The organism is Mycobacterium szulgai, from assembly GCF_002116635.1.
Classification (GTDB): Bacteria; Actinomycetota; Actinomycetes; order Mycobacteriales; family Mycobacteriaceae; genus Mycobacterium; species Mycobacterium szulgai.
Window position 1 is genome coordinate 49,376 of record NZ_LQPW01000013.1, and the last position, 25,753, is coordinate 75,128.

Here is a 25,753-nt window from a genome sequence, read left to right on the forward strand (position 1 = left end):
CTAGCTGTGCTGGCCTACGGCCGCTCGCGGCACCGTCAATGTGGAAGTTTCGTCGTGCCAATCACGTTGAGTCAGCACGCGATATGCGACGCGCTGTAGGGCGGCTTCGACCTCGTGGCGGTCCGGCCGGCCCGCGAAACTCGCCGAGCGGGACAACTTGTCGACGATCCATCCCAGCAACAGCGAGTACACATAGTTGACCTGTTGAACCCCGGCCGGGGTAAGCCACATTTCGTCGCCGTCACGCACCGCGTAGCCGCCGGCAACCAACCGGGCAAAGGTGGGTTCGAGGACTTCGAACGGTACCCGCAGGTGGTCGCCGATATCGGTGAGCCGGGCCGTGCCGAAGAACTGTCCGTAGCGGTTGATGCGCAGCAGCCCCCACAGGCCGGCGACGTCGAGCTGACAATCGGGCCGCAGGGCGATGCTGCGCAGGCGCACACCCGGGTCGCCACGCAACATACGCATGATGGCGTTCTCCAGCAGCCGCTCCGGTGTGTCGGTGCTCGGCATGCCGAACCCGTCGCCGAGGTCGACCGCGCTGTTGTGAATGTCGCGCAGCGGCACCTCGCGCAGGAACAGCGCCAGCACGAACCCGACCAAGGCGACCGGTGCCGCCCACAGAAATACCTGGGTCAGCGACTCGGAGTAGGCCTGCACGATCGGCGCCGCCACGGCCGCGGGCTGGTCGTGCAGTGCGCCCGGGGAGCTGACCGCGTCCGGGGGTGCACCGCTGGCCGCCAGCGCACGCCCCAATCTCTCGTCGAGGAAGTTGCCGAACAGCGAACCGAAGATCGCTGCGCCGAAGGAACTGCCGATCGTGCGGAAGAACGTCACACCCGAAGTCGCGACACCGAGGTCTTCGAAACTCGACGTGTTCTGCACGATGAGAACCAGGACCTGCATGGACAGGCCGATACCGGCGCCCAGGATGAACAGGTACAGCGATTGCAGCAGCGCCGAAGTGGACACGTCCATGCGAGACATCAACAGAAACGCGATGCCCATCAAGGCGGTGCCGGCCACCGGGAAGATCTTGTACCGGCCGGTGCGGCCGACCAGGGAACCACTGCCGGTCGACGTTATCAGCATGCCCACCACCATCGGAAGCGTGCGCAGCCCCGACGTGGTGGCCGAGACGCCGTCCACGTACTGCATATAGGTCGGCAGGAAGGTCATCGCGCCCAGCATCGCGAAGCCCACCACGAAGGAAAGCGCACAGCAGACCGTGAATACCGGACCACCGAACAGCCGGATGGGCAAAATCGGTTCGGCCGCAAGGTTTTCCACCCACACGAATACGCACAGCGCTGCCGCCGCGGCGACGAAGAGCACGATGATCGTCGCCGATCCCCACGGGTACAGGGTGCCGCCCCAGCTGGTGGCCAGGGTCAGCCCGGTCGCGCCGAGACCGATGAACACGATGCCCGCATAGTCGATCACCGGCTTGCTGGACGCCGTCACCGCCGGAATCGCGGCGGTCGCCACGAAAATCACCAGCACCGAGACCGGGAGGTTGATCCAGAACGCCCAGCGCCAGGTCAGGTAGTCGGTGAAGTAGCCGCCCAGCAGCGGGCCGACGACGGTGGTGACGCCGAACACCGCACCCAGAAGCCCTTGATAGCGGCCCCGCTCCCGCAGCGGGACGACCTCGCCGATCAGCGCGCTGGCCGTCACCGTGATCCCGCCGCCACCGATGCCTTGCAGCGCCCGGGCGCCAACCAGCATGGCCATCGACTGGGCCAGCCCGCACAGCACCGACCCGACGACGAAGAATACGATCGCTGCCTGGAACATCCGCTTGCGTCCGAACAGATCGCCGAGTTTGCCGACGAGCGCGGTGACAATCGTTGACGCCAGTAGGTAGCTGGTGACGACCCACGACTGGCGGCCGGCGTCGCCGAGGTCGGCGACGATGGTCGGCAGGGCGGTGGCGACGATTGTCTGGTCCAGCGCCGCGAGCAGCATGCCGAGCAGGATTGCGACGAAGATGAAGTTACGCCGTTGCGGGCTGATCCGGGCGCTGGGCGCCAATTCCGCGGAGGTAGCCGGAGCGACCGCTGGTCCCGGGCGTGTCATTGCTGCCTTCCCATCGGCGTCCGCTGCTATCGGGTGCCTAGGGTTACCCCGTCCAGCAGATTTTTAACTGCCGGCGGCCGGGCGTCAGCTCGGCGGACGCGAGACGCATTGCGCCGAGTACAGCTCCTCGCCCAGCTTGTCCATCAGCTCCAGCTGGGTCTCCAGGTAGTCGACGTGTGACTCCTCGTCGGCCACGATCTTCTCCAGCAGGATTGCACTGGTGCTGTCCTGCTTCTCGCGGCACATGATGATTCCGGGCTTGAGACGCTCCAGCACCTCGTATTCGATCGCCAGGTCGGCCTCGAACTGCTCGCGCAGTGTCTGGCCGATGCGTAACGAGAAGATGCGCTGGTAGTTGGGCAGGCCGTCGAGCAACAAGATGCGGTCGGTGATCGCTTCGGCGTGCCGCATTTCGTCGAAGGACTCGGCGCGGGTGTGCTCGGCCAGCTCGGTGAAGCCCCAGTTGTCCTGCATCTTGGAATGCAGGAAATATTGGTTGATTGCGGTGAGCTCGCTGGTCAGTTGTTCGTTGAGTAGGCGCAAAACGTCCGGATCACCTTGCATGAGCACTCCTACGATGTGAAGGCTGGCACGTTAAACCGCAGCAGGTGGGCTGGGCTGGAGCACACCATGCTGGGCTGTAGCGGCACCCTTTGGGTGCCGGTCTCAATCTAGTGCAGCGATTGGGTGTCAGCGCGAGTTTGTTGGACGCTGCGGCGCGTCACGCTGAGGTGAAGGTCAGGCCCCAGCTCGTTAACTTAGGTTAGACTCCGCTAACCAACTTAGGTTAGACTCCACTAATATGCGGCCTGTGAATGTGGCGATGCGCGAGCCTGTGGTGGGGATCCACTGATGTACGTGTGCTTGTGCGTTGGCGCTACCAACCAGACCGTGTGCGATGTCGTGGCGCGGGGGGCGTCGACCTCTAAGGAAATCGCCGCCGCCTGCGGGGCTGGTGGTGACTGTGGGCGCTGCCGTCGCACCCTGCGGGCCATCCTGGCTTCTCAGCTCGAACCCGCCCCAGCGCATTAGATCGCCGGTTAACGGCGCCGTTCGCTGAATTCCGCCAACGCCGCAGCATTGGCCTGCGCGCCCATCAACTCTGCGAAATGAGCGTTCTCTCGCGCGGTCGCGGCGGCGATCTCCGGACGGATGGGCTCGACCATCGTGTGCTTGACCGCCATCAGGCTCGAAATCGGCCGGGCGGCAAGGATTTCGGCGTGCCGGCGAGCCTCAGGCAGTAGCACGTCAGGATCACATACCCGCCACACCAGACCCATCCGCAACGCCTCCTGGGCATCGACCCATTCCGAGGACATCAGCAACCAGGCCGCGTTCTGACGCCCCACCAGCTGCGGGAGCAGATACGAAGATGCCGCTTCGGGTGCCACGCCCAAGCTGGTGAACGGGCATTTCAGCCGCGCGGTCGACGACATGAACGCCAGATCGGCGTAGCCGAGGATGGTGGCTCCTATGCCCACGCCGACACCGTTCACCGCGCAGATGAGCGGTTTGGGGAAACCGCTCAGCGCGTCGATGAGCCCGGGAAAGCCATGTTTGCCCGGGGTGAAGTCAGGGTCGGTGATGCGTGCCTGCATTTCGGCCAGATCGGTGCCGGCACTGAAGCCGCGGCCGGTCCCGGTGAGAAGTACCACGGCGACCTCCGGATCGCCGGCGGCATCCAACAGCGCCTCGGCGGTGGCATCGTAGAGGGCTTCGTTGAAGGCGTTCAACGCCTCGGGCCGGTTAAGGGTGAGGGTGCGTACGCGGTTCTCGTCATCGATAAGCAGCGTCACGGCTGCAGCCTAACCCGCTTGTCATCCGTTGCTGTAGACGCGGGTTGGCGTGATCAGCACGACCGCACGCCGCTCGGCGGCCATCACCCGGTCGTACTCGTCCCAGTTGTCGTGCGTACCGCCCGCCGCGGTGAAAACCTCACGCAGCAGCAGCCGTAACTGGTCGCCGTCGGCCAGCCAGGACTGTTCGTCGTCGGGGCCGACCAGCTCGGCGCGCCCTTCGGCCGTCGCCCATTGCCAGCCGTTGCGGAAAGTGACGGCCAGTTGTGGGCGTGCCCGCAAATTGGCGAGCTTGACCTTGCCGTAGGTGGTGAAACCGAGGACCGGCTGCCCCCCGGCCGGGTGCGGCAGGAGACCGACATTGACCAGCGACGCCTGCACGGTGCCGTCGGCACGAACGGTGGACACCACCGCCAGGCCACTTTCGCCCGCGGCCAGCGCCACGGCGTCATCAAGTGTTGTCATGTCTGAGTCCTCATCGGGGGTCCTCGCTCGGCTGAAAAGGTGTCTTGAACACGTAACGGCTGGTTGGGACGGTGTCGATGTTTTGATTGGCACCGAATGCAGTTGTGCTGGCGACCATCCGGCCGAGCCGGTGCTGCAGGTCGTCGTCGTCGGCGGCACCGAAGAAGGCTTTGAGATCGGTGATCGCTTCCGCCGGGAACAACTCTTCGACGATGCCCGCGATTCCCGGCGCGTCCGCGGTGAGCGCCCGCACCACCCAGTTCTGGGTGTAGCCGAACGTCGATTGCGTCTCGATGGCCACTGGGGTGTGATCACGCTGCCACCGGTCCAGCCAGGTCGGCTGGTCCAGGTCCGCGGGTCGGCGCAGTAACGCGATATTGGCTAAACCTGTTGTGCGAGAACCGTATTCGAGAGCTGGGCCGGGCAGCGGGACGGACTCGGTAACCAGGTAGGCGGCGAACTGCTCGCATTCGGCGGCGAGCAGATCCAGCGCTGCCGTCATCTGCTTGCCATAGCATTGCTGGGTCCACAGGCTCACCACCGCGGCCACCGGCGGATCCAGTGTTGTCAACGTCATCAGGGAGTGGCGCACCGCGGCGTCTCGAACATTGACCGACAGGCCTGGGACGCCGAGCTCCAGCAGGGCCTGGGCGACCGGTCCCCGCTGGCGGGCGCACCACTGGTCGTCCGGGTCGGCACGGCGCAACACTGCGATTACCTTTTCCATAGGGGCTCCATAAGGCATGAACTTACATTCACCGGAGGTGCGCGGCGGTTGAGTCGATCATGGGTAGCGCACGTCATCTGGTGGCAGGTCTATCCCCTCGGCTTCGTCGGGGCCTTTCCCGCCGACCAGCCGTCCGGTCCCGGCGAGCACCGGCTCCGGCGACTCGTCGACTGGTTGGACCACGCCATCGCGTTGGGTGCTTCAGGGATTGCGCTGGGGCCGATCTTCGCCTCGCGCACACACGGTTACGACACCACCGACCACTACCGCATCGATCCGCGGCTCGGTGACGACGCCGATTTCGACGATCTCATTGACCAGGCGCACCGCCGCGGGCTGCGAGTTCTGCTCGACGGCGTGTTCAATCACGTCGGCGTGGAGTTTGGGGGTCCGGCCCACTGGTTCAGCGGCGAATCATTCGAAGGCCACTCCGAGCTGCGTACCCTCAACCATGACAATCCGGAGGTTGTCGACTACGTCGTCGACGTCATGGCGCACTGGCTGCAGCGCGGTGCCGATGGCTGGCGGCTGGACGCGGCTTACATTGTGCCGCAACGATTCTGGTCTGACGTGTTGCCCAGCGTGCGCGAGCGGCATCCGGATGCATGGTTTGTCGGCGAGCTCATCCACGGTGACTACGCGGCCGTGGTCGACGCGGCCGGGTTCGACTCGGCCACCCAGTACGAGCTGTGGAAGGCGATCTGGAGCAGCCTCAACGACGGCAACTTCTTCGAGCTGGACTGGGCGCTACAACGCCACAACGAGTTCCTGGGCAGCTTTGCGCCGCTGACCTTCATCGGCAACCACGACGTCACCCGGATCGCGAGCCGGCTGCAGCGGCCCGAGCATCTGGCCCACGCGCTGGTGCTGCTGCTGACGGTCGGCGGCGTGCCCAGTATCTACGCCGGCGACGAGTTCGGCTTACGTGGTGTCAAAGAAGAGCGGTACGGCGGCGACGATGCCGTGCGTCCCGAGTTCGCCTCTCCCCCAGTGCAATTGGATGAAAACGGCGCACAGGTGTGGGCGTTGCACCAGTATCTGATCGGGCTGCGTCGCCGTCACCCCTGGTTGCATGGAGCATCGACCGCCGCGGTGCTGCTGGAAAATCGGCACTACGTTTATCGATCCAGTTGCGGCGATGACGCGCTGCTGGTGGCGCTCAACATCGACGATGCGCCGCTGCGGGTCGACACGGCGCGCGTGCAGGTGGTGGCGGGATCGTCGGCCCCGCCGCAGGAGGTCGTCGACGCGGTGGTCGTCGAACCACACGGCTGGCGGATTCTGCGACCTATTTGATGGCCAGCCGGGCCACGGTCCGGCGGTCCTCGCCGCCCCCGTAGTACTTGTCCAGCAGCGCCACAAAATCTTCGTTGTCGTCGGTGGCCCGGGCGAACAGTGTCATCGACGAGCACAGCTTCAGATCGTCGGGCGCGCCGAAGATCTCGTCGATCGAACGGCCCTGCACCTGGTTGACCAGCTGGGCGCACTCGTGCAGTCGCGGCCCCAGCACCTGATGGGCAAGGTAGGCGCGGGCCTCCTCCAGGGAGGAGATGCCGTATCGGGCCGCCATCGGGCTGCTGCCCAGCCCGCGCAGTTGGGGGAAAACGAACCACATCCAGTGACTGCGTTTCCGTCCCGCGCGCAACTCGTCGACCACGGTGCGGTAGACCGGTGCCTGCGCGTCGACGAAGCGGCGCAGTCCGAAGGGGTCGGTTGCCGAGGTCATGGAACCACATTCGCACACTGGTTAGATGAATTGGTGACTATTGAACGGCGCGTGCCCAGAATCGGTGACCTCGCGCCGCTGATCCGGTTCAAGCGGCCAGAGTTCGACCGCGTCAAACGCCGCCTGGACGCCGCGCTGACCATCGAGGATCTGCGGCGCATCGCCAAACGGCGCACCCCCAGGGCGGCCTTCGACTACACCGACGGCGCCGCCGAGTACGAATTGTCCCTCGAGCGGGCCCGACAAGCCTTCCGCGACATCGAGTTTCACCCGACGATCCTGCGTGATGTCACAAATGTGTGCGCGGGATGGAATGTGCTCGGCCAGCCGGTGGTGTTGCCGTTCGGTATCGCGCCGACGGGATTCACCCGCTTGATGCATACCGAGGGAGAGATCGCCGGTGCCCGCGCGGCCGCCGCGGCCGGCATTCCGTTCTCGCTATCCACCCTGGGCACCTGCGCGATCGAAGACGTCGCCACGGCTGTTCCACAGGGACGCAAATGGTTTCAGCTCTACATGTGGCGTGACCGCGACCGCTCGATGGCATTGGTTCAGCGCGCCGCCGACGCCGGATTCGACACCATGCTGGTAACCGTGGACGTCCCGGTTGCCGGGTCGCGGTTGCGCGATGTCCGCAACGGGATGTCGATCCCGCCGGCGCTCACCCTGCGGACTGTGCTCGACGTGTTGCCGCACCCGCAGTGGTGGTTCGATCTGCTGACCACTGAGCCGCTGTCGTTCGCTTCGCTGGATCGCTGGTCGGGCACCGTCGGTGAGTACTTGGACACCATGTTCGACCCCAGCGTCACCTTCGACGATCTGGCCTGGATCAAGTCGCGCTGGCCGGGCAAGCTCGTCGTCAAGGGCATCCAGACACTCGACGACGCGCGCGCCGTGGTGGACCGCGGTGTCGATGGGATCGTGTTGTCCAATCATGGTGGCCGCCAATTGGATCGGGCTCCGGTGCCTTTCCATCTGCTGCCGGCCGTTGCGCGGCAACTGGGCCGCGACACTGAAATTCTGCTCGACACCGGCATCATGTCGGGCGCCGACATCGTCGCGGCGATCGCGCTGGGCGCACGCTGCACGCTGATCGGGCGGGCCTACCTCTACGGGCTGATGGCCGGCGGAGAACTGGGTGTCAAGCGTGCCATTGAGATCTTGGAGAGCGGCGTCGTCCGGACCATGGCCCTGCTCGGGGTGACCTGTCTGGAGGAGCTTTCACCCAAGCATGTGACGCAGTTGCACCGGCTCACGCCGCTACAGCAGCAGTGAGCGCGCGGTCTTGAGGCGCGGGGTCCCCGTCCTTCAGGCCGGCCAGCGCACGCCACGCACCGATGGCGTGACCACTGACCTCCACTATCCGGCGGATCGGGGCGTTCTCGGCAGCTATCGCGTGGGCGTTCAGGGCGTGGCCGATCACCTCATCCAGCCGCAGCATCAGGTCGGCGCCCACCACCGCAGCCGAATCGTAGGCGGTCCGGATTGCGTACAGTCCGGCGCAATTGCGGGCCGGATTCATCGCGTCAACGGCGCGTGCGGCAGCGTCCCAGGCTGGGGCCGCGGGCACCGCGCCGAACGCGGTGGCGCGGTGCAACTCGGCGATGTCGATGACGGCCTTGATCGCCGTGAGTGGGGCATAGCCCAGCACTCCCCACGCCGGGCTGGTCAGCAGCTCGGCTATCCACGCATGCACGACCGCGTCGGGAACGTCGGCGGTTCCCACCGTCTGCCACGCGAGTTCCAGTGCAAGCAGACTGCTTTCGGGCGAGAGGTAACCGTCGCAACCGGCCAATAGGTCGTTGCAGGTCTGCACCAACAGGCTCAGCGGGCGGGCCGAACAAGCCGGAAAATCGGTGACCTGAGCATCGCCGTTGATGAAGGAGATCACGTTCATCGCGCACCCCCGGCCTGATCCCGGTTGGTGAGATCCCTTGGCCAACCTCAGCGGGTGGGTGATGCGGTAGACCTCCATCTCCATCCGTGTTGGCTCCTTTCGCTTTTCCGTCGTTCAGTAAGACGTTCGCGATGCGGGTCGGGTTCACCGTTCAGCAAGTCCCGCGACAGTGACGGCTGCGTCACGTTCGGCGCCGAGTGTGACGACAGCGTCACGTTCGCCGAGGGCATAGCGGCATCGGAAGCGGGAACAAACCGGCCCTGCGCTGGGTTGAGCGCAACAGACTTAACTTTGGGAGGATTGATGGCTCAAGCCATGTCATTGCCGGTGTTGTTCGCGACCGACACGATCGTGCTGCCTGAAATGGTGGTGCCCATCGAGCTAGACGACGCCGCGCGCGCTGCGGTCGACGCCGCTCAGGCCAGCGAGTCACGCCAATTGCTCATCGCCCCGCGGCTCGCGGACCGCTACCCCACCCACGGGGTGGTGGCGAAAATTCTGCAGGTCGGCCGGATCGCCGGCGGCGGTAGCGCCGCCGTCGTTCGCGGTGAGCGCCGGGTGCAGATCGGCGCGGACGCGACGGGCCCGGGTCCGGCGCTGTGGGTCGAAGTGACCGAAATTCCTACGGCCGAGGTGACCGATGAAATCAAAGCACTGGCAGCCGAATACAAGAAGTTGCTGCTGGCGATGCTGCAACGGCGTGAGGCCTGGCAGATCATCGACTACGTCAATCAGCTGACCGACCCGTCGGCGCTGGCAGACACATCGGGGTATGCCTCTTACCTGTCCGATATGCAGAAGCGGCAGCTGCTGGAGACCGATGACGTTGCCGAGCGGCTGCGCGTGCTGATCGACTGGACCGGCGAGCATCTGGCCGAAGTCGAGGTCAATGACAAGATCGCCGAGGATGTGCGCGAAGGCATGGAAAAGACGCAGAAGGAATTCCTGCTGCGTCAACAACTGGCCGCCATCCGTAAGGAACTGGGCGAGGGTGAGCCCGACGGTTCTGACGATTACCGGGCACGCGTCGAGGCCGCCGAGTTGCCCGAGAAAGTCCGTGAGGCCGCGCTGCGCGAGGTCGGCAAGCTGGAACGGGCCAGCGACCAGAGCCCGGAAAGCGGCTGGATTCGTACCTGGCTGGATACCGTGCTCGACCTGCCCTGGAACGAGCGGACCGAGGATTCGACGGACCTGACGGCTGCGCGGGCGATCCTGGATGCCGACCACCACGGGCTGGACGACGTCAAGGACCGCATCGTCGAATACCTGGCGGTACGCACCCGGCGCGCTCAGCGCGGGCTGCAGGTCGTCGGCGGCCGCGGCTCCGGCGCCGTAATGGTGCTGGCCGGTCCGCCCGGCGTCGGCAAGACGTCACTGGGTGAGAGCGTGGCCAGGGCGCTGGGCCGCAAGTTCGTGCGCGTCGCGCTGGGCGGTGTGCGTGACGAGGCTGAGATCCGTGGGCACCGGCGCACCTATGTCGGTGCGCTGCCGGGCCGCATCGTGCGCGCGATCGGTGAAGCGGGATCGATGAATCCCGTTGTGCTGCTCGATGAGATCGACAAGGTTGGTTCGGACTATCGGGGCGACCCGAGCGCTGCGCTGCTCGAGGTGCTTGACCCCGCGCAGAACCACACCTTCCGCGATCACTATCTGGATCTGGACCTGGATCTGTCCGATGTGGTGTTTCTGGCCACGGCCAACGTGATCGAGAACATCCCGTCGGCGTTGCTGGATCGCATGGAGCTGGTCCAGATCGACGGCTACACCGAGGACGACAAGGTCGCCATCGCCCGTGACTACCTGCTGCCGCGGCAGCGAGAACGGGCGGCGCTGACCGAAGCGGAGGTCACGGTCACCGACGCGGCGCTGCGCAAGATCGCCGCCGACTACACCCGCGAACCGGGCGTGCGACAGTTCGAGCGGTTGCTGGCCAAGGCGATGCGCAAGGTGACCACCAAGCTGGCCCCCGAATCGGACGGGGCCGCGGGTCCCCTCGTTATCGACGAGCCCGATCTGGTTGGCTATCTGGGCCGTCCGCGGTTTACCCCGGAGTCCGCCGAACGAACTGCGGTGCCCGGTGTGGCAACGGGCCTGGCAGTTACCGGCTTGGGCGGCGACGTGCTCTACATCGAAGCCGGGGGCACCGACGGCGAGCCCGGTTTGCAGCTGACCGGTCAGTTGGGCGACGTGATGAAGGAGTCCGCGCAGATCGCGCTTTCCTACGTGCGTTCCCACGCCGCGGAGCTGGGTGTGGCCCCGGCGGTGCTGGACCGGCGGATCCACGTGCACGTGCCGGCAGGAGCCGTTCCCAAGGACGGCCCGTCGGCCGGTGTCACGATGGTGACCGCGCTGGTCTCGATGGCCACTGGACGCCAGGTTCGCTCCGACGTCGGCATGACCGGCGAGGTCACGCTGAACGGCCGGGTATTGCCGATCGGTGGCGTGAAGCAGAAGCTGCTGGCCGCTCAGCGTGCTGGATTGTCAACGGTTTTCATTCCGGCCCGCAATGAGCCGGATCTGGATGACGTACCCGCCGAAGTGCTGGACACGCTCACGGTGAAGCCGATGACCGACGTCGCCGAGATCGTCGCGCAGGCGCTCGAACCTGTGGCTGCCACGGCAACCGCAGCTGCCTGACAGGGCGGCAGTGCAGCGCCATAACGCCGTGGAACGTCGCTCCAAACGCGCTACGCTGTGCGCCCACAGATCCGTTCGGCTGACCGCGCCACGGCTTTGTCGCGCCGGCGGATCGTAAGGGTTGCACATGTCGGTTGTCCGTGCGGTGCCCCCATATCTGGCCGAGCCGCTTCCGATTTGGCCGGTTTCGGTTCGGCGGTTAATGCCGCAAACGCAGCGGCTGCGCTGCCGACGGCGGGAGTGATCGCGGCGGCCGAGGATGAGGGGCGCGGCGCTCCCCCGCCGGGGCATTGCAACGACCCCCGTCGGCTATGGGCTGCCGGCTACCTGGATGCCACCCAATTCGGTAGTGGCCTACCCGGTCGTCTGGAACCCACAGGCATCAGCCTGGGGTGTCTTCGTGCCCGGCGGTCCGTTCGTCCCGTACGCGACCTAGCAGGTAGCCGGATAGGCGCCGTCACCCGTGGCGGCGCCTATCTTTGTCGGGTTCGAGAGGCAGAATCGGGATATGACCGATCTTCAAGACCTGAAACGAGCATTCGTCCATCGCGTCCAACGGCTGGTGGTCAATCCGCTCGGACGGCAATTGCCGGGGACCCTGCTGGAAACCACTGGGCGCAAGTCAGGTCAACCGCGGCGCACCACGGTCGGCGGCAAGGTCATCGACAACCAGTTCTGGATGGTTTCCGAACACGGCGATCATTCGGATTACGTCTACAACATCAAGGCCAACCCGGCGGTACGCGTGCGCATCGGCGGCACCTGGCGCAGCGGAACCGCCCACTTGTTACCCGACGACGACCCATGGCAGCGGTTGCGCAGCCTGCCCCGTCTCAACGGCGTCGGAGTTCGGACCATGGGTACCGACCTGCTCACCATCCGCGTCGATCTGGACTGACGCCGGATGGCCTACGACACCGATCTGGTCGAGCGGATCCGCGAGCTGCTGGCGTCGCAGTCCGGCTCTGGGTCCCGGGTTGACGAAAAGCGGATGTTCGGCGGGCTCGCGTTCCTGATCGGCGGGCACCTGGCCGTGGCTGCCAGCGGCCAGGGCGGACTTCTGGTGCGGGTGCCGCCCGAGGACACCGACAGGCTGCTGGGCAGGGCCCATGTCAGCCCGATGGTGATGGCCGGCAGGGAAACGCGCGGATGGTTGCGCATCGCCGCCGACGGGGTGAGAACCAAACGCCAGCTTCAGGGTTGGGTGACGTGCGCCGCGAACTATGTCGCCAGCCTGCCGGCCAAATGAGTCATCCGGTTTGTGTCCGGGCGTTGCGGGTACGCCGCGCTCATGGACACGCCCGAGCAACGAGTGGGACGACTGCTCGATATCGCCGGCACTACGTACTCCGCTGAGGCGGGGATCCGGCTAAAGGACACGCCCATGCCGTTGTTCCAGCTGTTGGTGCTGTGCATGCTGGCCAGCAAACCCATCGACGCCGCGATCGCCACCCGCGCGGCACGAGAACTGTTCCAGGCGGGCCTGCGCACACCCAAAGCCGTGCTGGAATCCGACCGGCGCACCACGATCGATGCATTCGGCCGCGCTCACTACGTGCGCTACGACGAAAGCTCGGCCACCCGGCTCACCGACATCGCCGCTTCGGTGCGCGACGAGTTCGGTGCAGACCTGCGCGAAGTCGCTCGGCGCAGCGACGGGGACTCTGCGCAGGCGGCTCGAATCCTCAAAAAATTTAAGGGAATTGGCGATACCGGTGCCGATATATTTCTGCGCGAAGTGCAGGACGTGTGGCCCTGGGTGCGGCCGCATTTCGACGACCGGGCCCTCGCTGCGGCGAAGAAGTTGGGCCTGCCGACCGACCCGGTCAAGCTTTCTGCCCTGGCGCCGCGAACCAATGCACGCCTGGCCGCTGCGCTGGTGCGCGCGTCGCTGGACGGCGACGTGCGCCACCAGCTGACCGGTTGAGCGACGATGGCAGTTCGGATCGGTACGTCGGGGTGGTCATATAACCACTGGGCCGGCGTTCTGTACCCGCAGGGGCTGCCGGCCGCACGCCGACTGCTTCGCTACACCGAGGTGTTCGACACCGTCGAGTTGAATGCGAGCTTCTATCGCTGGCCCCGGGATTCGACCTTCGTCGGCTGGCGTAACCAGTTGCCAGACGGGTTCACCATGTCGGTCAAGGCGCATCGCGGACTCACCCATTACCGGCGGTTGGCGTCGCCGGAACCGTGGATCGAACGCTTCGCGCACTGCTGGCAACTGTTGGGTGATCGGCACGGCATGTTGCTGGTGCAGCTACATCCCGAACAGCAGCGCGATGATGCCCGGCTGGATTCTTTCCTGCAAGGCGTACCGGCTGACATCCGGGTGGCCGTTGAACTTCGGCACCCGTCCTGGAATGACCCCGCGGTATACACGCTGCTGGAAAGTCGCCGGGCCGCATACGTCGTGATGAGCGGCACAGGTCTGGTGTGTGTGCCGCGCGCCACCACCGACCAGGTGTATGTGCGCATGCACGGTCCCGAGCCGGCGACGATGTACACCGGTTCGTACACGTCCGATGACCTGCGCTGGTGGGCCGAACGCATCACCGAATGGGACAGCGAAAGCCGCGATGTATGGGTGTACTTCAACAACGACCTCGGCGGCCATGCTGTCCGTAATGCGTTGTCATTGCGGGAACTTCTGAGCTAAGTAGGGTGGGATTATGAGTAGCTCCACAACATTCGTCATCGTCGGCGGCGGACTGGCCGGTGCTAAAGCCGTAGAAGCGCTGCAGGACAACAACTTCGACGGTCAGGTGATTCTGATCGCCGACGAGGAGCAGCTGCCTTACGAGCGCCCGCCGCTGTCCAAGGAATATCTGGCCGGCAAGAAGACCCTGGCCGATTTCACCGTGCACGACTCCGGCTGGTATCGCGACCACGATGTCGACCTGAGGTTGAGTATGGGCGCGACGACTGTGGATCCCGCGGCCCACACCGTCGGACTGGCCGACGACAGCACGGTGCGCTACGACAAGCTTCTGCTGGCCACCGGGTCGGCCTCGCGGCGCCCCTCGATCCTCGGATCCGACGCGGCGGGTGTTCATTACCTGCGCAACTATGACGACGCGGCGGCACTGAATTCCGTTTTGGCCGAAGGTTCTTCGCTGGCAGTGGTGGGCGCCGGCTGGATCGGTCTAGAGGTGGCCGCCGGTGCCCGTCAGCGGGGCGTCAATGTGACCGTCGTGGAGGCCGCGCCACAACCGCTTCAGGCTGCGCTCGGTGAGCAGGTCGGCGAAATCTTCGCCACGCTGCATCGCGAGCACGGTGTGGACCTGCGGCTGGGGGCCCAGGTGGAGAAAATCTCTACGCAGAGCGGCAAGGCAACCGGGCTGCGGCTAGCCGACGGCTCGGAGGTCGGTGCTGATGCGGTGCTGGTGGCCGTCGGCGCCAAGCCGAATGTCGAACTCGCCGAACGCGCCGGCCTGTCGTTGGGGGACGGCGGTGTCCTTGTCGATGCGTCGTTGCGTACCAGCGACCCGGATATCTACGCGGTCGGCGACATCGCAGCCGCCCAGCATCCGCTGTTCGGCACCCGGATCCGTACCGAACACTGGGCCAATGCGCTCAAGCAACCGGCGGTGGCGGTGGCCGGGATGCTCGGCAGGCCAGGCGAATACGCCGAACTTCCCTACTTCTTCACCGACCAGTACGACCTCGGGATGGAATATGTGGGGTATGCGCCCAGCTTCGACCGGGTGGTATTCCGCGGTGACGTTGCCAAGCGCGAGTTCGTCGCCTTCTGGCTCGATGGCGATAGCCGGGTATTGGCTGGGATGAACGTGAACATCTGGGACGTTCTCGACGACGTCAAAGCCCTGATCCGGTCGAGGGCTTCCGTCGACGTCGAGCGGTTGGCGGACCCGCAGTCGCCACTCTCGGAATTGGTGGACTGACCGCTAGGCGGTGGGATCCCAGGTGTGGTCGATTATGTCGGGCGGGTGTTGAGCCTGCAGGCGCTCCCGCTCGGTGCGACGGCGCTTGATCCGCAGCCGCGCGTCGGCCGGTACCGTGACGAGTTCATCGCAGGTCAGATAGTACACATCGTCGACCGCGTCGATCAGGTCTGCCGCAACATGTCGAGAACCTAACTCGCGCAACGTCATTCGGAGCTCATGGGTGAACCGGATGGTGGTGTCGTGGGCCAGCTCCCGGGAATTTCGGGCGTTGGTGGCCAGTCGCTGAGACAACTTGACCGGCGGCACCGGCGCCGCCGGTGCGGCTGCGGCTTCGGCGGCCGTCATCAGTAGCAGCGCCGGGTCGTCGCCGAAAGTCGGATTCGCCAGCTCGGCTTCACCGCGGCCACGGTGTCCAAGCTGGGCAACGGCGGCATCGAGTGCCGCCGCGGCGGCCGGTGACAACGCCCGGATGCTGGCGACGTTGCCCTCTCTGCCCAAGGTGCACAACAGCGGGTCGGCGCGCAACGCCGCTGCCAGCGCCGCGGTCTGGGCCGCGATGCGGCCGCTTTCCATGATCACACCGACTCCGGATACACCGGCTGCGGCGCGGGTGTGCTCCAGCGTCGCGGCCGTGACGCCGGTGTCGATTACCCACAGCGCCGTCAGGATCCAGCCCTGGTGAATCCGGTCGCGCAGCAGTCGTATTCGCACTTCGAGGCTGGCGTTGGGTAGTGCGGTCAGCTGTTCGGCGTCGAGATGCTCGGCCGTGGCCGCGGCAACGTAATCCTGGGTATCAGAGCGCAGATGGCGCAGCAGCGCCAGCGACCGGGCTGTCACGACGACCTTGGCGACCGATCCGAGGGCCCCGTCCGCCAAATGCGGTCGACCCAGCGGCAACAGATCCGTGGTTTGTGGTTGCGTGCCCAGGGAGCGCTGCGTGACGGCCTGCTCGTCCCAGCCGGGCAGCTGGGCCGCCGCGACGATATTGGCCGACACCCCGACGTAAGGGCGGTGACCGAACACCGCGATGGCTCGGCTGGCCCACTCTTCGGCAACCACGTCGCCAAGGGCAAGCACCTGACCCATGGCCCGGCCGGCCGCACGCAGTCCGCCCAATTGGACGTCCAGTGTGATGGGGGTCAGTGGTCCCGGTAGCGCTTCGGCCAGGCTGGCCGCACTGAAGACCGGGAACCGCGGATCGATCCGGTCGTCGAATTCGCCCTCGAGTCCGTCGGGTGCCGCACTGCTCAGTGGCGCCCCGTCGGACGGCTCGAAGCGCGGAACAGCTTCCACTGGAAGCGCCAGCTGACCTGACCCGGCGATCGCACCCGCCGGTTCGAGCTTGCGACCGACCAGTCCCCGCCCGGTGTCGATAATGGCGTCCAACGCCTGCCAGCCGTACTCAAAGCCCCAAACCTCTTGTGCGGCAGTGATATCCAGCTGAGGAATCAACTTCGTCCAGCCGCGCGCGCCGTGCAGCCGCAGGCGCGGGTCCACCGATCGGAGCAGCCGCCACGCGGTTACCACATTCGTGGTGTCCGGGGTCGCCAGATCCACTACCCCGGTGCGGTCGGTGCTCACCGCCAAAACCAGGAAGCGGACCAGGTCATCGAGGTGCAACACGCGCATGGGCTGTGCTGAGACTTTGTTGCGCATCAGCGTGGCCACCGTACGGCACACCATCCAATCGAGTTGGCGGCCGACCGGCGGCGCGATGCGCACGATCAATCCGGGCGCCCAACCGGTGGACACCAGCGTTTCGGCCTGCCGATACAGATCCGGCCGCCCCGCGGCCTGCGATACGAACAGCAGACGGGCGCCGGCCCGGGCAGCAGCGTTGGCCACATGGGCTACGCCATTGATGCCGGCGCCGCCCGGTGCGTTGCCGTCGAGCGGCGCCAGATGGATTACCGCATCGGCTTCGGCGGCTAACTCAAGCAGCACCGGGTCGCGCAGCGACGCGCAAACAAAATCGACCCCTGCGTCTAGGTTGTCATGCCTGCGCTGGGCTATCCCGCTGACCGTATGTCCGGCCGCGATCAATTGGCGTGTGACCAACCGCCCGACGGTGCCCGTGGCGTCGGTAACCAGGACCTGCAGTTGGCTCACCTCCCCCAACGTCCTATTACGACAATAGGCACGTCGGTGTTGCTCCGCGACTGTTGACGCTTGAACGTGACCTTAACCGTGATCTTGCCGCAGGGTTTCCCCGCGGCCGTGGTTACTGCAGCACCGCAGTGCCGTCGGCGGCGACGGCAACCTTCGTACCTGCGATGTCGTCGGTGACGGTGGCCGCGGCCGAGGCAGGGTCGGTGATCACCGCCAGCGCGCGGGAACCGTCCGGCGTGCGGACGGCCAGGAACGCCTTCTCCGGCTGGCCGTCCCGGTTGAACGGTGTCGTCCAGGCTTCGACAGTGCCCACGCCCTCCCAATCGAGGACGCCCTGCGTTGTGGGCTCACGGTCGACCGCCGGTTGGACGTCTTCCCAGCGGAATTCGCAGTCCTTGGCCGGTTCGGTGCCGTAGACGCCGAAGCTGTGTTTGGTCAGGTAGCCGCCGTTAGCGGTGATCAGCCCCCGCCGCCCGGGGTTGGCAGCCAGCAACTCGGCCATGGTGGCGATGGAATGCGTGACGTAGTTGCTCCACGGGCCGCCGGCGAAAGTCAGCCCGCCGGTGACCGTCAATGGCCGGTGGGGATCGTCGGTGGCCAGGCCGAGCTCGGCGGCGGCAACCTGCACCGCCGACGGGAAGCACGAGTACAGATCGACGTAGTCGACGTCGTCGATGCCCAGGCCGACCAATGCCAGCGCGCGGGCACCGCCGATGCGAATTGCCGCGGAACGATGCAGCTCGGCCCGCTCCGCGATGGCAGGGGTGTCGCGCGCGTCGGCACCGGCCAGCGGATACACCCATCGCTGCGCGGGGACCTTCAAACGCGTGGCCTGCTCGACGGAAGTCAGGATCAGCGCGGCGCCCTGGTCAACCATGTTGTTGGAGTTCATCAGCTTGGTGTACGGCCAGCTGATCATCCGGTTCTGCGGGCCCGGCTGCCAGATCTCCGCGGCCGTCAGCGGCTTGCGGATCCACGCGTTCGGGTTGTTGACTGCCACGGCGTTGAAGCGCGCCCACAGCTCGCCCACGCGCTTGCCGTGGTCCTCGATCGCCTCGCCACTGGCGATCCGCAGCGCCTGCTCGAACAGCGGATACACGTAGGCCGGGCGGTCCAGTTTTATCTTCATTTCGGCGTCACCGGCCATCGGCACGTCGTCACCGGCAACCTCGGGCAGCGGCACGGAATCGTCTTGCTCGGTCCAGACCAGCCGGGCGCCCATCTTCTTCAGCCCGGTCCGGGTGCGCCAGGTTTCAGCACCCGAGATCAGCACCACACCGGCTCGCCCCTGCTGGATGTCCAGGCAGGCCTGGTTGAGCAGCGACTGTGGCGTGTTGCCGCCGACACTGCTGTAGCTGGCGACAAAACTCTTGACGTTGAGGCGCTGGCCGAGCAGGTGTCCGGGGTTCCGGTAATGCGCCGAGAGCATGTGCACCACGCGGATGGAGTCCACCGCCTCGAGCACCTCGGGCCCGGCGGCTTGCTGAGCTGCGGCGACCATGAGGTCGACCGGTTCGATGGACGCGGTTCCCGGGTCGATCTCGTCGCGATGGTTGACCTGGCCGTAGCCGATCAGTACCGGTGTCCTGGGGTCTACGGGCATGGCTTTAACATAGCGTGCCTATGGATTGGGCCGGGTGCTGCCCGCCGAGGGTCACGCTAGCGTGACCGTCCGCGCCGAGTGTCACCCCAGGTTGACGTTCGGTGACGGTGAGCTGAACAGCACCCGGCTGCTGATCAGCCGCTCGATTTCCTCGGCGCTCATCCCCAGTAGCGCTCGGCAGATCTCGCGGGTGTCCTGACCGGGTAGCGGCGCCGGGCGCACGGGTGCCGGCGGGATATGGCGAAACGGGGCCGGCCCCGTCTCGGCCGGCAGCGCGTGGTCTATCAGCGGATGCGCCATGTCGCGCAACACTTTTCGTGTGGTCAGCTGTGGGTCGGCGAGGATGTCTGGTGGACGGTTCATTGGTCCGGCAGGTACGCCGGACGCCTGCATTGCCTCGGAGACCTGGACCGGGGTGCGGGTGCGGCTCCACGCCGACAGTAGCGCTACCAACTGTCCACGGTTGGCCACCCGCGATTCACCGCTGCTGAAACGCGGGTCGTCGGCCAGCTCGGAGCGATTGAGAACCGCTGTCGCGCAACGCCAGTCGTCGTCGGACCGGATGGAGATGACGCACCATTCATCGTCGCCGGCGCACGGGTAAACGGCGTGCAGGCTGGTGTCGTCGCGAACTTCGGCGACGCCGGCCGCCACCGCGGCCTCGGTGACGAACAGGGTGTCCAGCTGATTGACGACGACCTCGGCCTGTGACACGTGCACGTTGGCCCCGGCGCCGGTTCGGTGGCGGTGGATCAGTGCGGCCAGTGCGCCGATAGAGGTGATCCGGCCGACGACGTGATCGGGAAAGATCGTGGTGGCGTCGTAGAAGGCGTGCCTGGCGTGCTCCGGCGGCGCTTGCTCGGAGGTCCAGCGCCGGGTGACGCCGGTGGTGGCGCGGACCAACGGACCGTAGCCCAATCGGTTGGTCCACGGACCGCGGTGTCCGAACGCGCTGCTGCCCGCCAGTACGATCCGCGGATTGAGGGTATGCAGCGCGTCGTAGGAAAACCCAAGTTTGGCAAGGGTTCCCGGCTTGAAATTGATCAATACTGCGTCGGCCTCGGCGACCAGCCGGCCGAAGATCTCCTTGCCCTGATCGCTGCGCAGATCCAAACCCAACCCGAGGTGATTGCGGTGGGTACGGGCGAATGAGTCGCTCATCGCGTCGCCGATGCGGGCCTGGCGTAATCCGTCGGGGTAGTCGGCGCTTTCGATCTTGATGATCTCGGCGCCCATGTCGCCGAACAGCCGGCCCACCTCCCCTCCGGCGATGATGATGCCCAGGTCCAGGATTCGCAGCCCGGCAAACGGATAGCCGCCGACGCTGCCCGTGGGTGCAGGCACCGGCGCCGGACCGGCACGCCAGCGCGGGTCGTCGTGCCCGGCCGCGGGGGCTGGTGTGCGGAAGCCCGAGTGCCGTCCGTCGACGACGAAATACCCTGTCGGCACCGTGGTGTGTACGCCCGGCGCCAGTTCGGCGTCGGTGATGGCGCCCACCGCCTGGAAGTGCTCGGAAGCCAGAATCCGCGCGGGTGTCAGCACCGCGGCGATCGGGACTCCGTGGGCCTGCCCGGCGGCCACCAACTCCTTCATCGTCTGGTCGGCGAACAACGCCTCGACCAGCACACTGATCCGCGGCCACCCGGCCAGCCGTGCGCCGATCAAATCGTATTCAGGGTCTTGGAATTGTTCTGGCTCCCCCAGCCAGCGACGCAGGCCGCGCCACTGGCGCGGTGCCATCACGCATAACCGGACGTAGCCGTCCCGGCAGGCGTATATGGGGTACGCGTCCTGATTCTGCGGACGTCCACGCCACGGCGTGGTGGTGGTGACGCCGGCCGCGACCTGCCCGTGCGACCCGAACGGCGGGTCCAGCGCCATCACCACCGCGTCGAAACGCGCAAAATCAATGTAATCGCCAGTGCCGCAACGCAGTCTGTTGTAGTAGGCGACCAGCGCCGCCCAGGTGGCCTGGGTGGCCGCGGTTGCCGAGGCGATTCCGTCGGGCGGCAGCACCGGGGTGCCGCTGGTGGGACCCGAGCGCGCCAGTGAGCCAGACATCGCGTACAGGACGGAGTCGGTGGCGCGCCACGAGGATCGCGGACCGGTTGTGCCGAAATCGGTGACCGACAGCGCCACGAGATGGTCATAGCGATCGGCCAACGCGGCACACGATGTTCCATATGCCGCAGCTTGTCCCGGAAGTCCGCTGTCGACAACGATATCCGCAGTTTGAGCCAGGCTGAGGAACCGGCGGCGGTCTTCTTCGTCGCGCGGGTCGAGCACCGCGCTGCGCTTATTAGCGTTGTGCACGGCGAACGAGACGCTCGCTCCGGCCAGCGTCGGCGCCGCCGCACGTGCCGCACTGCCCCCGGGGGGTTCTACCTTGAGAACGTCAGCGCCCAGGTCGGCAAGCAGGCGCGTTGTCGCTGCGGCATCGCCGTCAGCCAAGTCCAGCACGCGCACCCCGTCGAGCAACCTGTCGGTCACCTTGCATACCGTAGGCTGCGACGAGCAGGTCTTGGCAGTCACCCGGGGGTCCTATTGGCAACGCTGCAGAAAATCACGACCTTTTTGATGTTCGAGGGCAAAGCCGAAGCGGCAATGCGGTTTTACACATCGCTGTTCGCCGACTCCGGGATTCAGACGATGACGAGATACGGCCCGGGTGAGGCGGGGCGGGAGGGGACCGTCCAGCACGCTACGTTCGTACTGGCGGGCCAGCAGTTCATGTGCATCGACAGCCCTGCCTCGCACGCCTTCACCTTCACTCCGTCGATGTCGCTATACGTGCAATGCGATTCAGACGATGAGATCGACCGGCTGTATCAGGCTCTGGGTGAGGGCGGCCAGGTCTTGATGCCATTGAGTGCCTATGACTTCAGTCCCAAATTCGGTTGGGTCAACGACACCTTCGGCGTCTCTTGGCAGTTGACCTTGGCCAAAAGTTAGACAGGCGTCACCCGATAACGCACCTCGCCCACCGCGACATTGCCGTACGTCGCCGTGCGGTACGTCCCGTCGAACGCCCAGCCGTCGCGTTCATAGAACTGCCGAGCGCGCACGTTTCCCTCCAGCACCCACAGTGACGCGTCCGTGACGACGCGGCGCAGCCGATCGCGAGCCGCCGTCATGAGCAGCCGGCCAACTCCGGTGCCCGCATATGTGGGATCGACGTAAAAGGCAAGCAGCTCACCGAAATTCGTCAAGTCGTCGTCTCGGCACAGGCCGGTGGTCGCCAAGCCGCAGATCGCCGGCCCGTCGACGGCGACAAGGGTGGACGGCACGCCAATTCCAATGCGGCCGAACGTGTATCGGCTTGTCCAGTGTTCGGGCGTCAGGCCGTCGAGGTAGTTCTGATCGATGAGCCCACGGTAGGCCGCCTGCCACGATCGGACCTGCACCCGGGCCACGTCAAGCGCATCCTGTTCGACGGCCCTACGCACCTGCACCACCCATGCAGTATCCCCGGTCGTTGTTGCGCGGGCTCGAGGTGAATGGTGTGCTTGCGCAATGGCAGACACGGCATCCATTGGCGTCAAAGTTCGGGGCAAAGTAATCGTCATCACCGGCGGTGCACGGGGTATCGGATTGGCCACTGCGACCGCATTGCACAACCTGGGCGCCAACGTGGCCATCGGCGACATCGACGAGGCCAAGGTAAAGGAGTCCGGCGCCGCTCTCGGTCTGGATGTGTACGGCAAACTCGACGTCACCGACAAGGATTCGTTCTCCGATTTCCTCGATCAAGTCGAGCGCCAACTCGGACCGATCGACGTCCTGGTCAACAACGCGGGCATCATGCCGGTCGGCCGGATCATCGACGAACCTGACAGCGTCACGCGGCGAATCCTGGACATCAATGTCTACGGCGTGATCCTGGGCAGCAAGCTGGCCGTAGCGCGCATGGTTCCCCGGGGCGAGGGCCAGGTCATCAATGTCGCCTCGCTCGCCGGTGAACTCCACCTCGTCGGCCTGGCGACTTACTGTGCGAGCAAACATGCGGTGATCGCGTTCACGGATTCGGCCAGGCTTGAATATCGCGGGGCCGGTGTGAAGTTCTCGATGGTGTTGCCTACGTTCGTCAACACCGAACTGACCTCGGGCACCGTAGGAGCCAAGGGATTCAAGAACGCCGAACCCGCCGACATTGCAGACGCGATCGTCGGGCTGGTGGCTCATCCCAAGCCGCGGGTGCGGGTGACCAAGGCGGCCGGTGCCATGGTGGTTTCCCAGAAGTTCATGCCGCGCCCGTTTGCCGAGGGCCTGAACCGGATACTCGGCGGCGAGCATGTTTTCACCGATGACGTCGATGTGGCCAAGCGCAGTGCGTATGAGGCGCGGGCGCGCGGCGAAGAGGAGTAGGCGTCATATCTGATGAGCACAGAAATCACGACATCGACTGTGAATCAAGCTGTTTCGAACACCTTGTCCGACGAGGAACTGGCCCTCGTCGACGCCTACTGGCGCGCGGCCAACTACCTCTCGGTCGGCCAGATCTACCTGCTGGATAACCCGCTGCTGGCCCAGCCGCTGGCGGCCGAACACGTCAAGCCCCGGCTGTTAGGGCACTGGGGTACCACGCCAGGTCTCAACCTCATCTACGTCCACCTCAACCGCATCATTCGGCACCGCGACGCCAACGTCATCTACGTCACCGGGCCCGGGCATGGCGGCCCCGGCCTGGTCGCAAACGCCTACCTCGAGGGCACCTACAGCGAGGTGTACACCGGCATCGAGGAGAACACCGAAGGGCTGCGCAAGCTGTTCCGGCAGTTCTCTTTCCCGGGCGGCATTCCAAGCCACGTCGCCGCTCAGACGCCCGGCTCGATCCATGAGGGCGGCGAACTCGGCTACGCGCTGGTGCACGCCTTCGGCGCCGCTTTCGACAACCCGGATCTCGTGGTGGCCTGCGTCATCGGCGACGGCGAAGCCGAGACTGGACCCCTGGCGGCCAGCTGGCACTCCAACAAGTTCCTCAACCCGGCGATCGACGGAGCGGTATTGCCGATCCTGCACCTCAACGGATACAAGATCGCCAACCCAACCGTGCTGGCGCGCATCCCCGACACCGAACTCGAATCGCTGTTGCGCGGCTATGGGTACCGGCCGATCGTCGTGAGCGGTGACGAGCCGCCCGACGTACACCAACAGCTGGCGGCGGCCCTTGACGACGCATTCGACGACATTGCGTCAATTCAGCGGGCCGCACGCAGCGGCGAGCAAACCGAGCGGCCGGTGTGGCCGATGATCGTGCTGCGTACACCCAAGGGCTGGACCGGGCCGAAGGTGGTGGACGGCAACCGCGTGGAAGGTACCTGGCGCTCGCATCAGGTGCCGTTGGCCGCGACACACGAGAACCCGGAGCATCGCGCGCAGCTGGAGAAGTGGCTACGCAGCTATCGGCCTGAGGAGTTGTTCGACCAGCAGGGCGGGCTGCGCTCGGAGTTGAAGGGGGCCGCGCCGAGCGGTGATCGGCGAATGAGCGCCAATCCACACGCCAACGGCGGAACGCTGCTGCATGACCTCGACCTTCCAGATTTCCGCGACTACGCGGTGCCGGTCGAACTACCGGCCGCCGAGACGCACGAGGCCACTCGGGTGCTGGGCACTTTCTTGCGGGATGTGATCGCGCGCAATCCTGATCGCTTCCGGCTTATGGGACCCGACGAGACCGCGTCCAACCGGTTGAGCCCCGTTTTCGAGTCGACGGACAAGGTGTGGTTGTCGCGGACTGAACCCGACGACGACCACCTGGCCCCGGACGGGCGGGTGATGGAAGTGCTGTCCGAACACCTGTGCCAGGGCTGGCTGGAGGGGTACTTACTGACCGGGCGCCACGGCCTGTTCAACTGCTACGAGGCCTTCGTCCACATTGTCGACTCAATGCTCAACCAGCACGCCAAATGGCTGGCTACCAGCCGCGAGTTGCCCTGGCGGCGGCCGATTGCGTCGTTGACCTACCTGCTGAGCTCACATGTGTGGCGCCAGGACCATAACGGCGCATCGCATCAGGATCCGGGGTTCATTGATCTGGTCGCCAACAAGCGCGCCGAGATCGTGCGGGTCTATCTGCCGCCCGACGGGAACACGCTGCTGTCGGTGGCCGATCACTGCCTGCGCAGCCGCGACTGCATCAACGTCATCGTCGCGGGGAAACAGCCCGCGCTGGCCTATCTCGGCATCGAGGACGCGATCGCGCACTGCACTCGGGGGCTGGGGATTTGGCCCTGGGCGAGCACCGCTACCGGTGAGCCGGACGTGGTGCTCGCATGCGCCGGAGACATCCCCACCCAGGAGACATTGGCCGCCGCCGACATCCTGCGCCGCGAATTGCCGGATTTGGCTGTTCGGGTGATCAATGTGGTGGACCTGATGCGTCTGCAGCCTCCCTCTGAGCATCCACATGGCTTGCCGGACAACGAGTTTGACGCCTTGTTCACCCGTGACAAGCCGGTCATCTTCGCCTACCACGGGTACCCGTGGCTGATCCACCGGCTCAGCTATCGCCGTACCTGTCATGCGGGAATGCATGTGCGCGGGTTCAAGGAGCGCGGCACCACCACGACGCCGTTCGACATGGTGATGCTCAATGACCTCGACCGGTTCCATCTGGTGATGGACGTGATCGACCGAGTTGAGGGGCTGGCGTCTCGGGCCGCCGTGCTACGTCAGCGGATGGCCGACGCTCGCCTCGAGGCGCGTCGCTACACGCGTGAGTATGGCGAGGACGACCCGAATATCAGCGGGTGGACCTGGGCGGCGAATGAGCGGAGCGAGCGTTAGCGAGTGACGGGAGTGAGCCG

At 65.8% G+C, this 25,753-nt stretch carries 23 protein-coding genes and 1 pseudogene; 13 read left to right on the forward strand and 11 right to left on the reverse strand.

What is annotated here, in order from left to right; genetic code table 11:
* Together AWC27_RS03260 and bfr are read right to left on the reverse strand one after the other, a co-directional pair.
* Complete coding sequence (locus tag AWC27_RS03260; protein ID WP_085669170.1) at nucleotides 1-2,079, reverse strand: MDR family MFS transporter; 2,079 nt, start codon at nucleotides 2,077-2,079, stop codon at nucleotides 1-3.
* A gap of 84 nt (nucleotides 2,080-2,163) precedes the next feature.
* Nucleotides 2,164-2,643 carry a bacterioferritin gene (gene bfr / locus AWC27_RS03265; protein WP_083111420.1) on the reverse strand — a complete coding sequence of 160 codons (480 nt, stop codon included), beginning with the start codon at nucleotides 2,641-2,643 and terminating at the stop codon, nucleotides 2,164-2,166.
* A gap of 288 nt (nucleotides 2,644-2,931) precedes the next feature.
* On the opposite strand from bfr, the gene AWC27_RS03270 reads away from it, so the two are divergent.
* Complete coding sequence (locus AWC27_RS03270; protein WP_085669171.1) at nucleotides 2,932-3,111, forward strand: (2Fe-2S)-binding protein; 180 nt, start codon at nucleotides 2,932-2,934, stop codon at nucleotides 3,109-3,111.
* A gap of 8 nt (nucleotides 3,112-3,119) precedes the next feature.
* Here AWC27_RS03270 and AWC27_RS03275 read toward each other — a convergent pair whose 3' ends face one another.
* The 3 genes from AWC27_RS03275 to AWC27_RS03285 are packed head-to-tail and all read right to left on the reverse strand — an operon-like array spanning nucleotide 3,120 to nucleotide 5,067.
* Complete coding sequence (locus AWC27_RS03275; protein WP_085669172.1) at nucleotides 3,120-3,875, reverse strand: enoyl-CoA hydratase/isomerase family protein; 756 nt, start codon at nucleotides 3,873-3,875, stop codon at nucleotides 3,120-3,122.
* 21 nt (nucleotides 3,876-3,896) lie between these two features.
* Nucleotides 3,897-4,340: a PPOX class F420-dependent oxidoreductase gene (locus tag AWC27_RS03280; protein ID WP_085669173.1), complete on the reverse strand. Its 444-nt coding sequence runs from the start codon at nucleotides 4,338-4,340 to the stop codon at nucleotides 3,897-3,899.
* Nucleotides 4,341-4,350: 10 nt separating this feature from the next.
* Nucleotides 4,351-5,067 carry an EthD domain-containing protein gene (locus tag AWC27_RS03285; RefSeq protein ID WP_085669174.1) on the reverse strand — a complete coding sequence of 239 codons (717 nt, stop codon included), beginning with the start codon at nucleotides 5,065-5,067 and terminating at the stop codon, nucleotides 4,351-4,353.
* Between the two features lie 48 nt (nucleotides 5,068-5,115).
* On the opposite strand from AWC27_RS03285, the gene AWC27_RS03290 reads away from it, so the two are divergent.
* The gene (locus AWC27_RS03290; protein WP_085669175.1) at nucleotides 5,116-6,363 is read left to right on the forward strand and encodes an alpha-amylase family glycosyl hydrolase; all 1,248 of its coding nucleotides are present in this window, start codon (nucleotides 5,116-5,118) and stop codon (nucleotides 6,361-6,363) included.
* Here AWC27_RS03290 and AWC27_RS03295 read toward each other — a convergent pair.
* Nucleotides 6,356-6,793: a DUF1810 domain-containing protein gene (locus AWC27_RS03295; RefSeq protein WP_085669176.1), complete on the reverse strand. Its 438-nt coding sequence runs from the start codon at nucleotides 6,791-6,793 to the stop codon at nucleotides 6,356-6,358. The two genes, AWC27_RS03290 and AWC27_RS03295, sit on opposite strands and share 8 nt — an antisense overlap.
* A gap of 33 nt (nucleotides 6,794-6,826) precedes the next feature.
* Here AWC27_RS03295 and AWC27_RS03300 point away from each other — a divergent pair, with 33 nt between their 5' ends.
* A complete protein-coding gene (locus tag AWC27_RS03300; protein ID WP_085669177.1) occupies nucleotides 6,827-8,068 on the forward strand; it encodes an alpha-hydroxy acid oxidase in 1,242 nt (413 codons plus the stop codon).
* On the opposite strand, the gene AWC27_RS03305 is transcribed toward AWC27_RS03300, so the two are convergent.
* Nucleotides 8,046-8,774, reverse strand: a complete 729-nt coding sequence (locus AWC27_RS03305) for a hypothetical protein (protein WP_085669178.1) — start codon at nucleotides 8,772-8,774, stop codon at nucleotides 8,046-8,048. The two genes, AWC27_RS03300 and AWC27_RS03305, sit on opposite strands and share 23 nt — an antisense overlap.
* 219 nt (nucleotides 8,775-8,993) lie before the next feature.
* On the opposite strand from AWC27_RS03305, the gene lon reads away from it, so the two are divergent.
* From lon to AWC27_RS03340, 7 genes and pseudogenes are all read left to right on the forward strand, one after another.
* A complete protein-coding gene (lon, locus tag AWC27_RS03310) occupies nucleotides 8,994-11,327 on the forward strand; it encodes an endopeptidase La (RefSeq protein WP_085669179.1) in 2,334 nt (777 codons plus the stop codon).
* Nucleotides 11,328-11,384: 57 nt separating this feature from the next.
* Nucleotides 11,385-11,543 (forward strand): annotated as a pseudogene (locus tag AWC27_RS32580) (hypothetical protein); the annotation flags it as partial.
* Between the two features lie 292 nt (nucleotides 11,544-11,835).
* Nucleotides 11,836-12,225: a nitroreductase family deazaflavin-dependent oxidoreductase gene (locus AWC27_RS03320; RefSeq protein ID WP_085669180.1), complete on the forward strand. Its 390-nt coding sequence runs from the start codon at nucleotides 11,836-11,838 to the stop codon at nucleotides 12,223-12,225.
* 6 nt (nucleotides 12,226-12,231) lie between these two features.
* Entirely contained in the window at nucleotides 12,232-12,576 is a 345-nt protein-coding gene (locus AWC27_RS03325) for a TfoX/Sxy family protein (protein WP_085669181.1), read from the forward strand.
* A 42-nt stretch (nucleotides 12,577-12,618) separates the two neighbouring features.
* The gene (locus tag AWC27_RS03330; protein WP_085669182.1) at nucleotides 12,619-13,254 is read left to right on the forward strand and encodes an HhH-GDP family DNA glycosylase; all 636 of its coding nucleotides are present in this window, start codon (nucleotides 12,619-12,621) and stop codon (nucleotides 13,252-13,254) included.
* A 6-nt stretch (nucleotides 13,255-13,260) separates the two neighbouring features.
* Entirely contained in the window at nucleotides 13,261-13,986 is a 726-nt protein-coding gene (locus tag AWC27_RS03335) for a DUF72 domain-containing protein (protein ID WP_085669183.1), read from the forward strand.
* Nucleotides 13,987-13,999: 13 nt separating this feature from the next.
* Nucleotides 14,000-15,232: an NAD(P)/FAD-dependent oxidoreductase gene (locus AWC27_RS03340; protein ID WP_085669184.1), complete on the forward strand. Its 1,233-nt coding sequence runs from the start codon at nucleotides 14,000-14,002 to the stop codon at nucleotides 15,230-15,232.
* A gap of 3 nt (nucleotides 15,233-15,235) precedes the next feature.
* Here AWC27_RS03340 and AWC27_RS03345 read toward each other — a convergent pair whose 3' ends face one another.
* The 3 genes from AWC27_RS03345 to AWC27_RS03355 form a co-directional block, all read right to left on the reverse strand.
* Nucleotides 15,236-17,335, reverse strand: a complete 2,100-nt coding sequence (locus tag AWC27_RS03345; RefSeq protein WP_085669237.1) for an NAD-dependent epimerase/dehydratase family protein — start codon at nucleotides 17,333-17,335, stop codon at nucleotides 15,236-15,238.
* Between the two features lie 121 nt (nucleotides 17,336-17,456).
* The gene (locus AWC27_RS03350) at nucleotides 17,457-18,947 is read right to left on the reverse strand and encodes an acetyl-CoA acetyltransferase (RefSeq protein ID WP_085669185.1); all 1,491 of its coding nucleotides are present in this window, start codon (nucleotides 18,945-18,947) and stop codon (nucleotides 17,457-17,459) included.
* A gap of 81 nt (nucleotides 18,948-19,028) precedes the next feature.
* On the reverse strand, nucleotides 19,029-21,437 hold the full coding sequence (locus tag AWC27_RS03355; protein WP_085669186.1) for a CaiB/BaiF CoA transferase family protein: 2,409 nt from the start codon (nucleotides 21,435-21,437) through the stop codon (nucleotides 19,029-19,031).
* 54 nt (nucleotides 21,438-21,491) lie between these two features.
* On the opposite strand from AWC27_RS03355, the gene AWC27_RS03360 reads away from it, so the two are divergent.
* Complete coding sequence (locus AWC27_RS03360) at nucleotides 21,492-21,899, forward strand: VOC family protein (RefSeq protein ID WP_245846812.1); 408 nt, start codon at nucleotides 21,492-21,494, stop codon at nucleotides 21,897-21,899.
* Here AWC27_RS03360 and AWC27_RS03365 read toward each other — a convergent pair.
* On the reverse strand, nucleotides 21,896-22,402 hold the full coding sequence (locus AWC27_RS03365) for a GNAT family N-acetyltransferase (protein WP_085669187.1): 507 nt from the start codon (nucleotides 22,400-22,402) through the stop codon (nucleotides 21,896-21,898). The genes AWC27_RS03360 and AWC27_RS03365 overlap by 4 nt on opposite strands.
* Before the next feature lie 58 nt (nucleotides 22,403-22,460).
* Here AWC27_RS03365 and AWC27_RS03370 point away from each other — a divergent pair, with 58 nt between their 5' ends.
* Complete coding sequence (locus tag AWC27_RS03370) at nucleotides 22,461-23,312, forward strand: SDR family oxidoreductase (protein ID WP_085669188.1); 852 nt, start codon at nucleotides 22,461-22,463, stop codon at nucleotides 23,310-23,312.
* A 12-nt stretch (nucleotides 23,313-23,324) separates the two neighbouring features.
* Entirely contained in the window at nucleotides 23,325-25,733 is a 2,409-nt protein-coding gene (locus AWC27_RS03375; protein ID WP_085669189.1) for a phosphoketolase family protein, read from the forward strand.
* The last annotated feature ends 20 nt before the right edge of the window (nucleotides 25,734-25,753 follow it).

Coding starts and splice junctions, on each gene's coding strand:
- AWC27_RS03260 (WP_085669170.1), bottom strand. CDS start 2,079: ATGACACGCCCGGGACCAGCGGTCGCTCCGGCTACCTCCGCGGAATTG.
- bfr (WP_083111420.1), bottom strand. CDS start 2,643: ATGCAAGGTGATCCGGACGTTTTGCGCCTACTCAACGAACAACTGACC.
- AWC27_RS03270 (WP_085669171.1), top strand. CDS start 2,932: ATGTACGTGTGCTTGTGCGTTGGCGCTACCAACCAGACCGTGTGCGAT.
- AWC27_RS03280 (WP_085669173.1), bottom strand. CDS start 4,340: ATGACAACACTTGATGACGCCGTGGCGCTGGCCGCGGGCGAAAGTGGC.
- AWC27_RS03285 (WP_085669174.1), bottom strand. CDS start 5,067: ATGGAAAAGGTAATCGCAGTGTTGCGCCGTGCCGACCCGGACGACCAG.
- AWC27_RS03295 (WP_085669176.1), bottom strand. CDS start 6,793: ATGACCTCGGCAACCGACCCCTTCGGACTGCGCCGCTTCGTCGACGCG.
- AWC27_RS03305 (WP_085669178.1), bottom strand. CDS start 8,774: ATGGAGATGGAGGTCTACCGCATCACCCACCCGCTGAGGTTGGCCAAG.
- lon (WP_085669179.1), top strand. CDS start 8,994: ATGGCTCAAGCCATGTCATTGCCGGTGTTGTTCGCGACCGACACGATC.
- AWC27_RS03320 (WP_085669180.1), top strand. CDS start 11,836: ATGACCGATCTTCAAGACCTGAAACGAGCATTCGTCCATCGCGTCCAA.
- AWC27_RS03325 (WP_085669181.1), top strand. CDS start 12,232: ATGGCCTACGACACCGATCTGGTCGAGCGGATCCGCGAGCTGCTGGCG.
- AWC27_RS03330 (WP_085669182.1), top strand. CDS start 12,619: ATGGACACGCCCGAGCAACGAGTGGGACGACTGCTCGATATCGCCGGC.
- AWC27_RS03335 (WP_085669183.1), top strand. CDS start 13,261: ATGGCAGTTCGGATCGGTACGTCGGGGTGGTCATATAACCACTGGGCC.
- AWC27_RS03340 (WP_085669184.1), top strand. CDS start 14,000: ATGAGTAGCTCCACAACATTCGTCATCGTCGGCGGCGGACTGGCCGGT.
- AWC27_RS03350 (WP_085669185.1), bottom strand. CDS start 18,947: ATGCCCGTAGACCCCAGGACACCGGTACTGATCGGCTACGGCCAGGTC.
- AWC27_RS03370 (WP_085669188.1), top strand. CDS start 22,461: ATGGCAGACACGGCATCCATTGGCGTCAAAGTTCGGGGCAAAGTAATC.
- AWC27_RS03375 (WP_085669189.1), top strand. CDS start 23,325: ATGAGCACAGAAATCACGACATCGACTGTGAATCAAGCTGTTTCGAAC.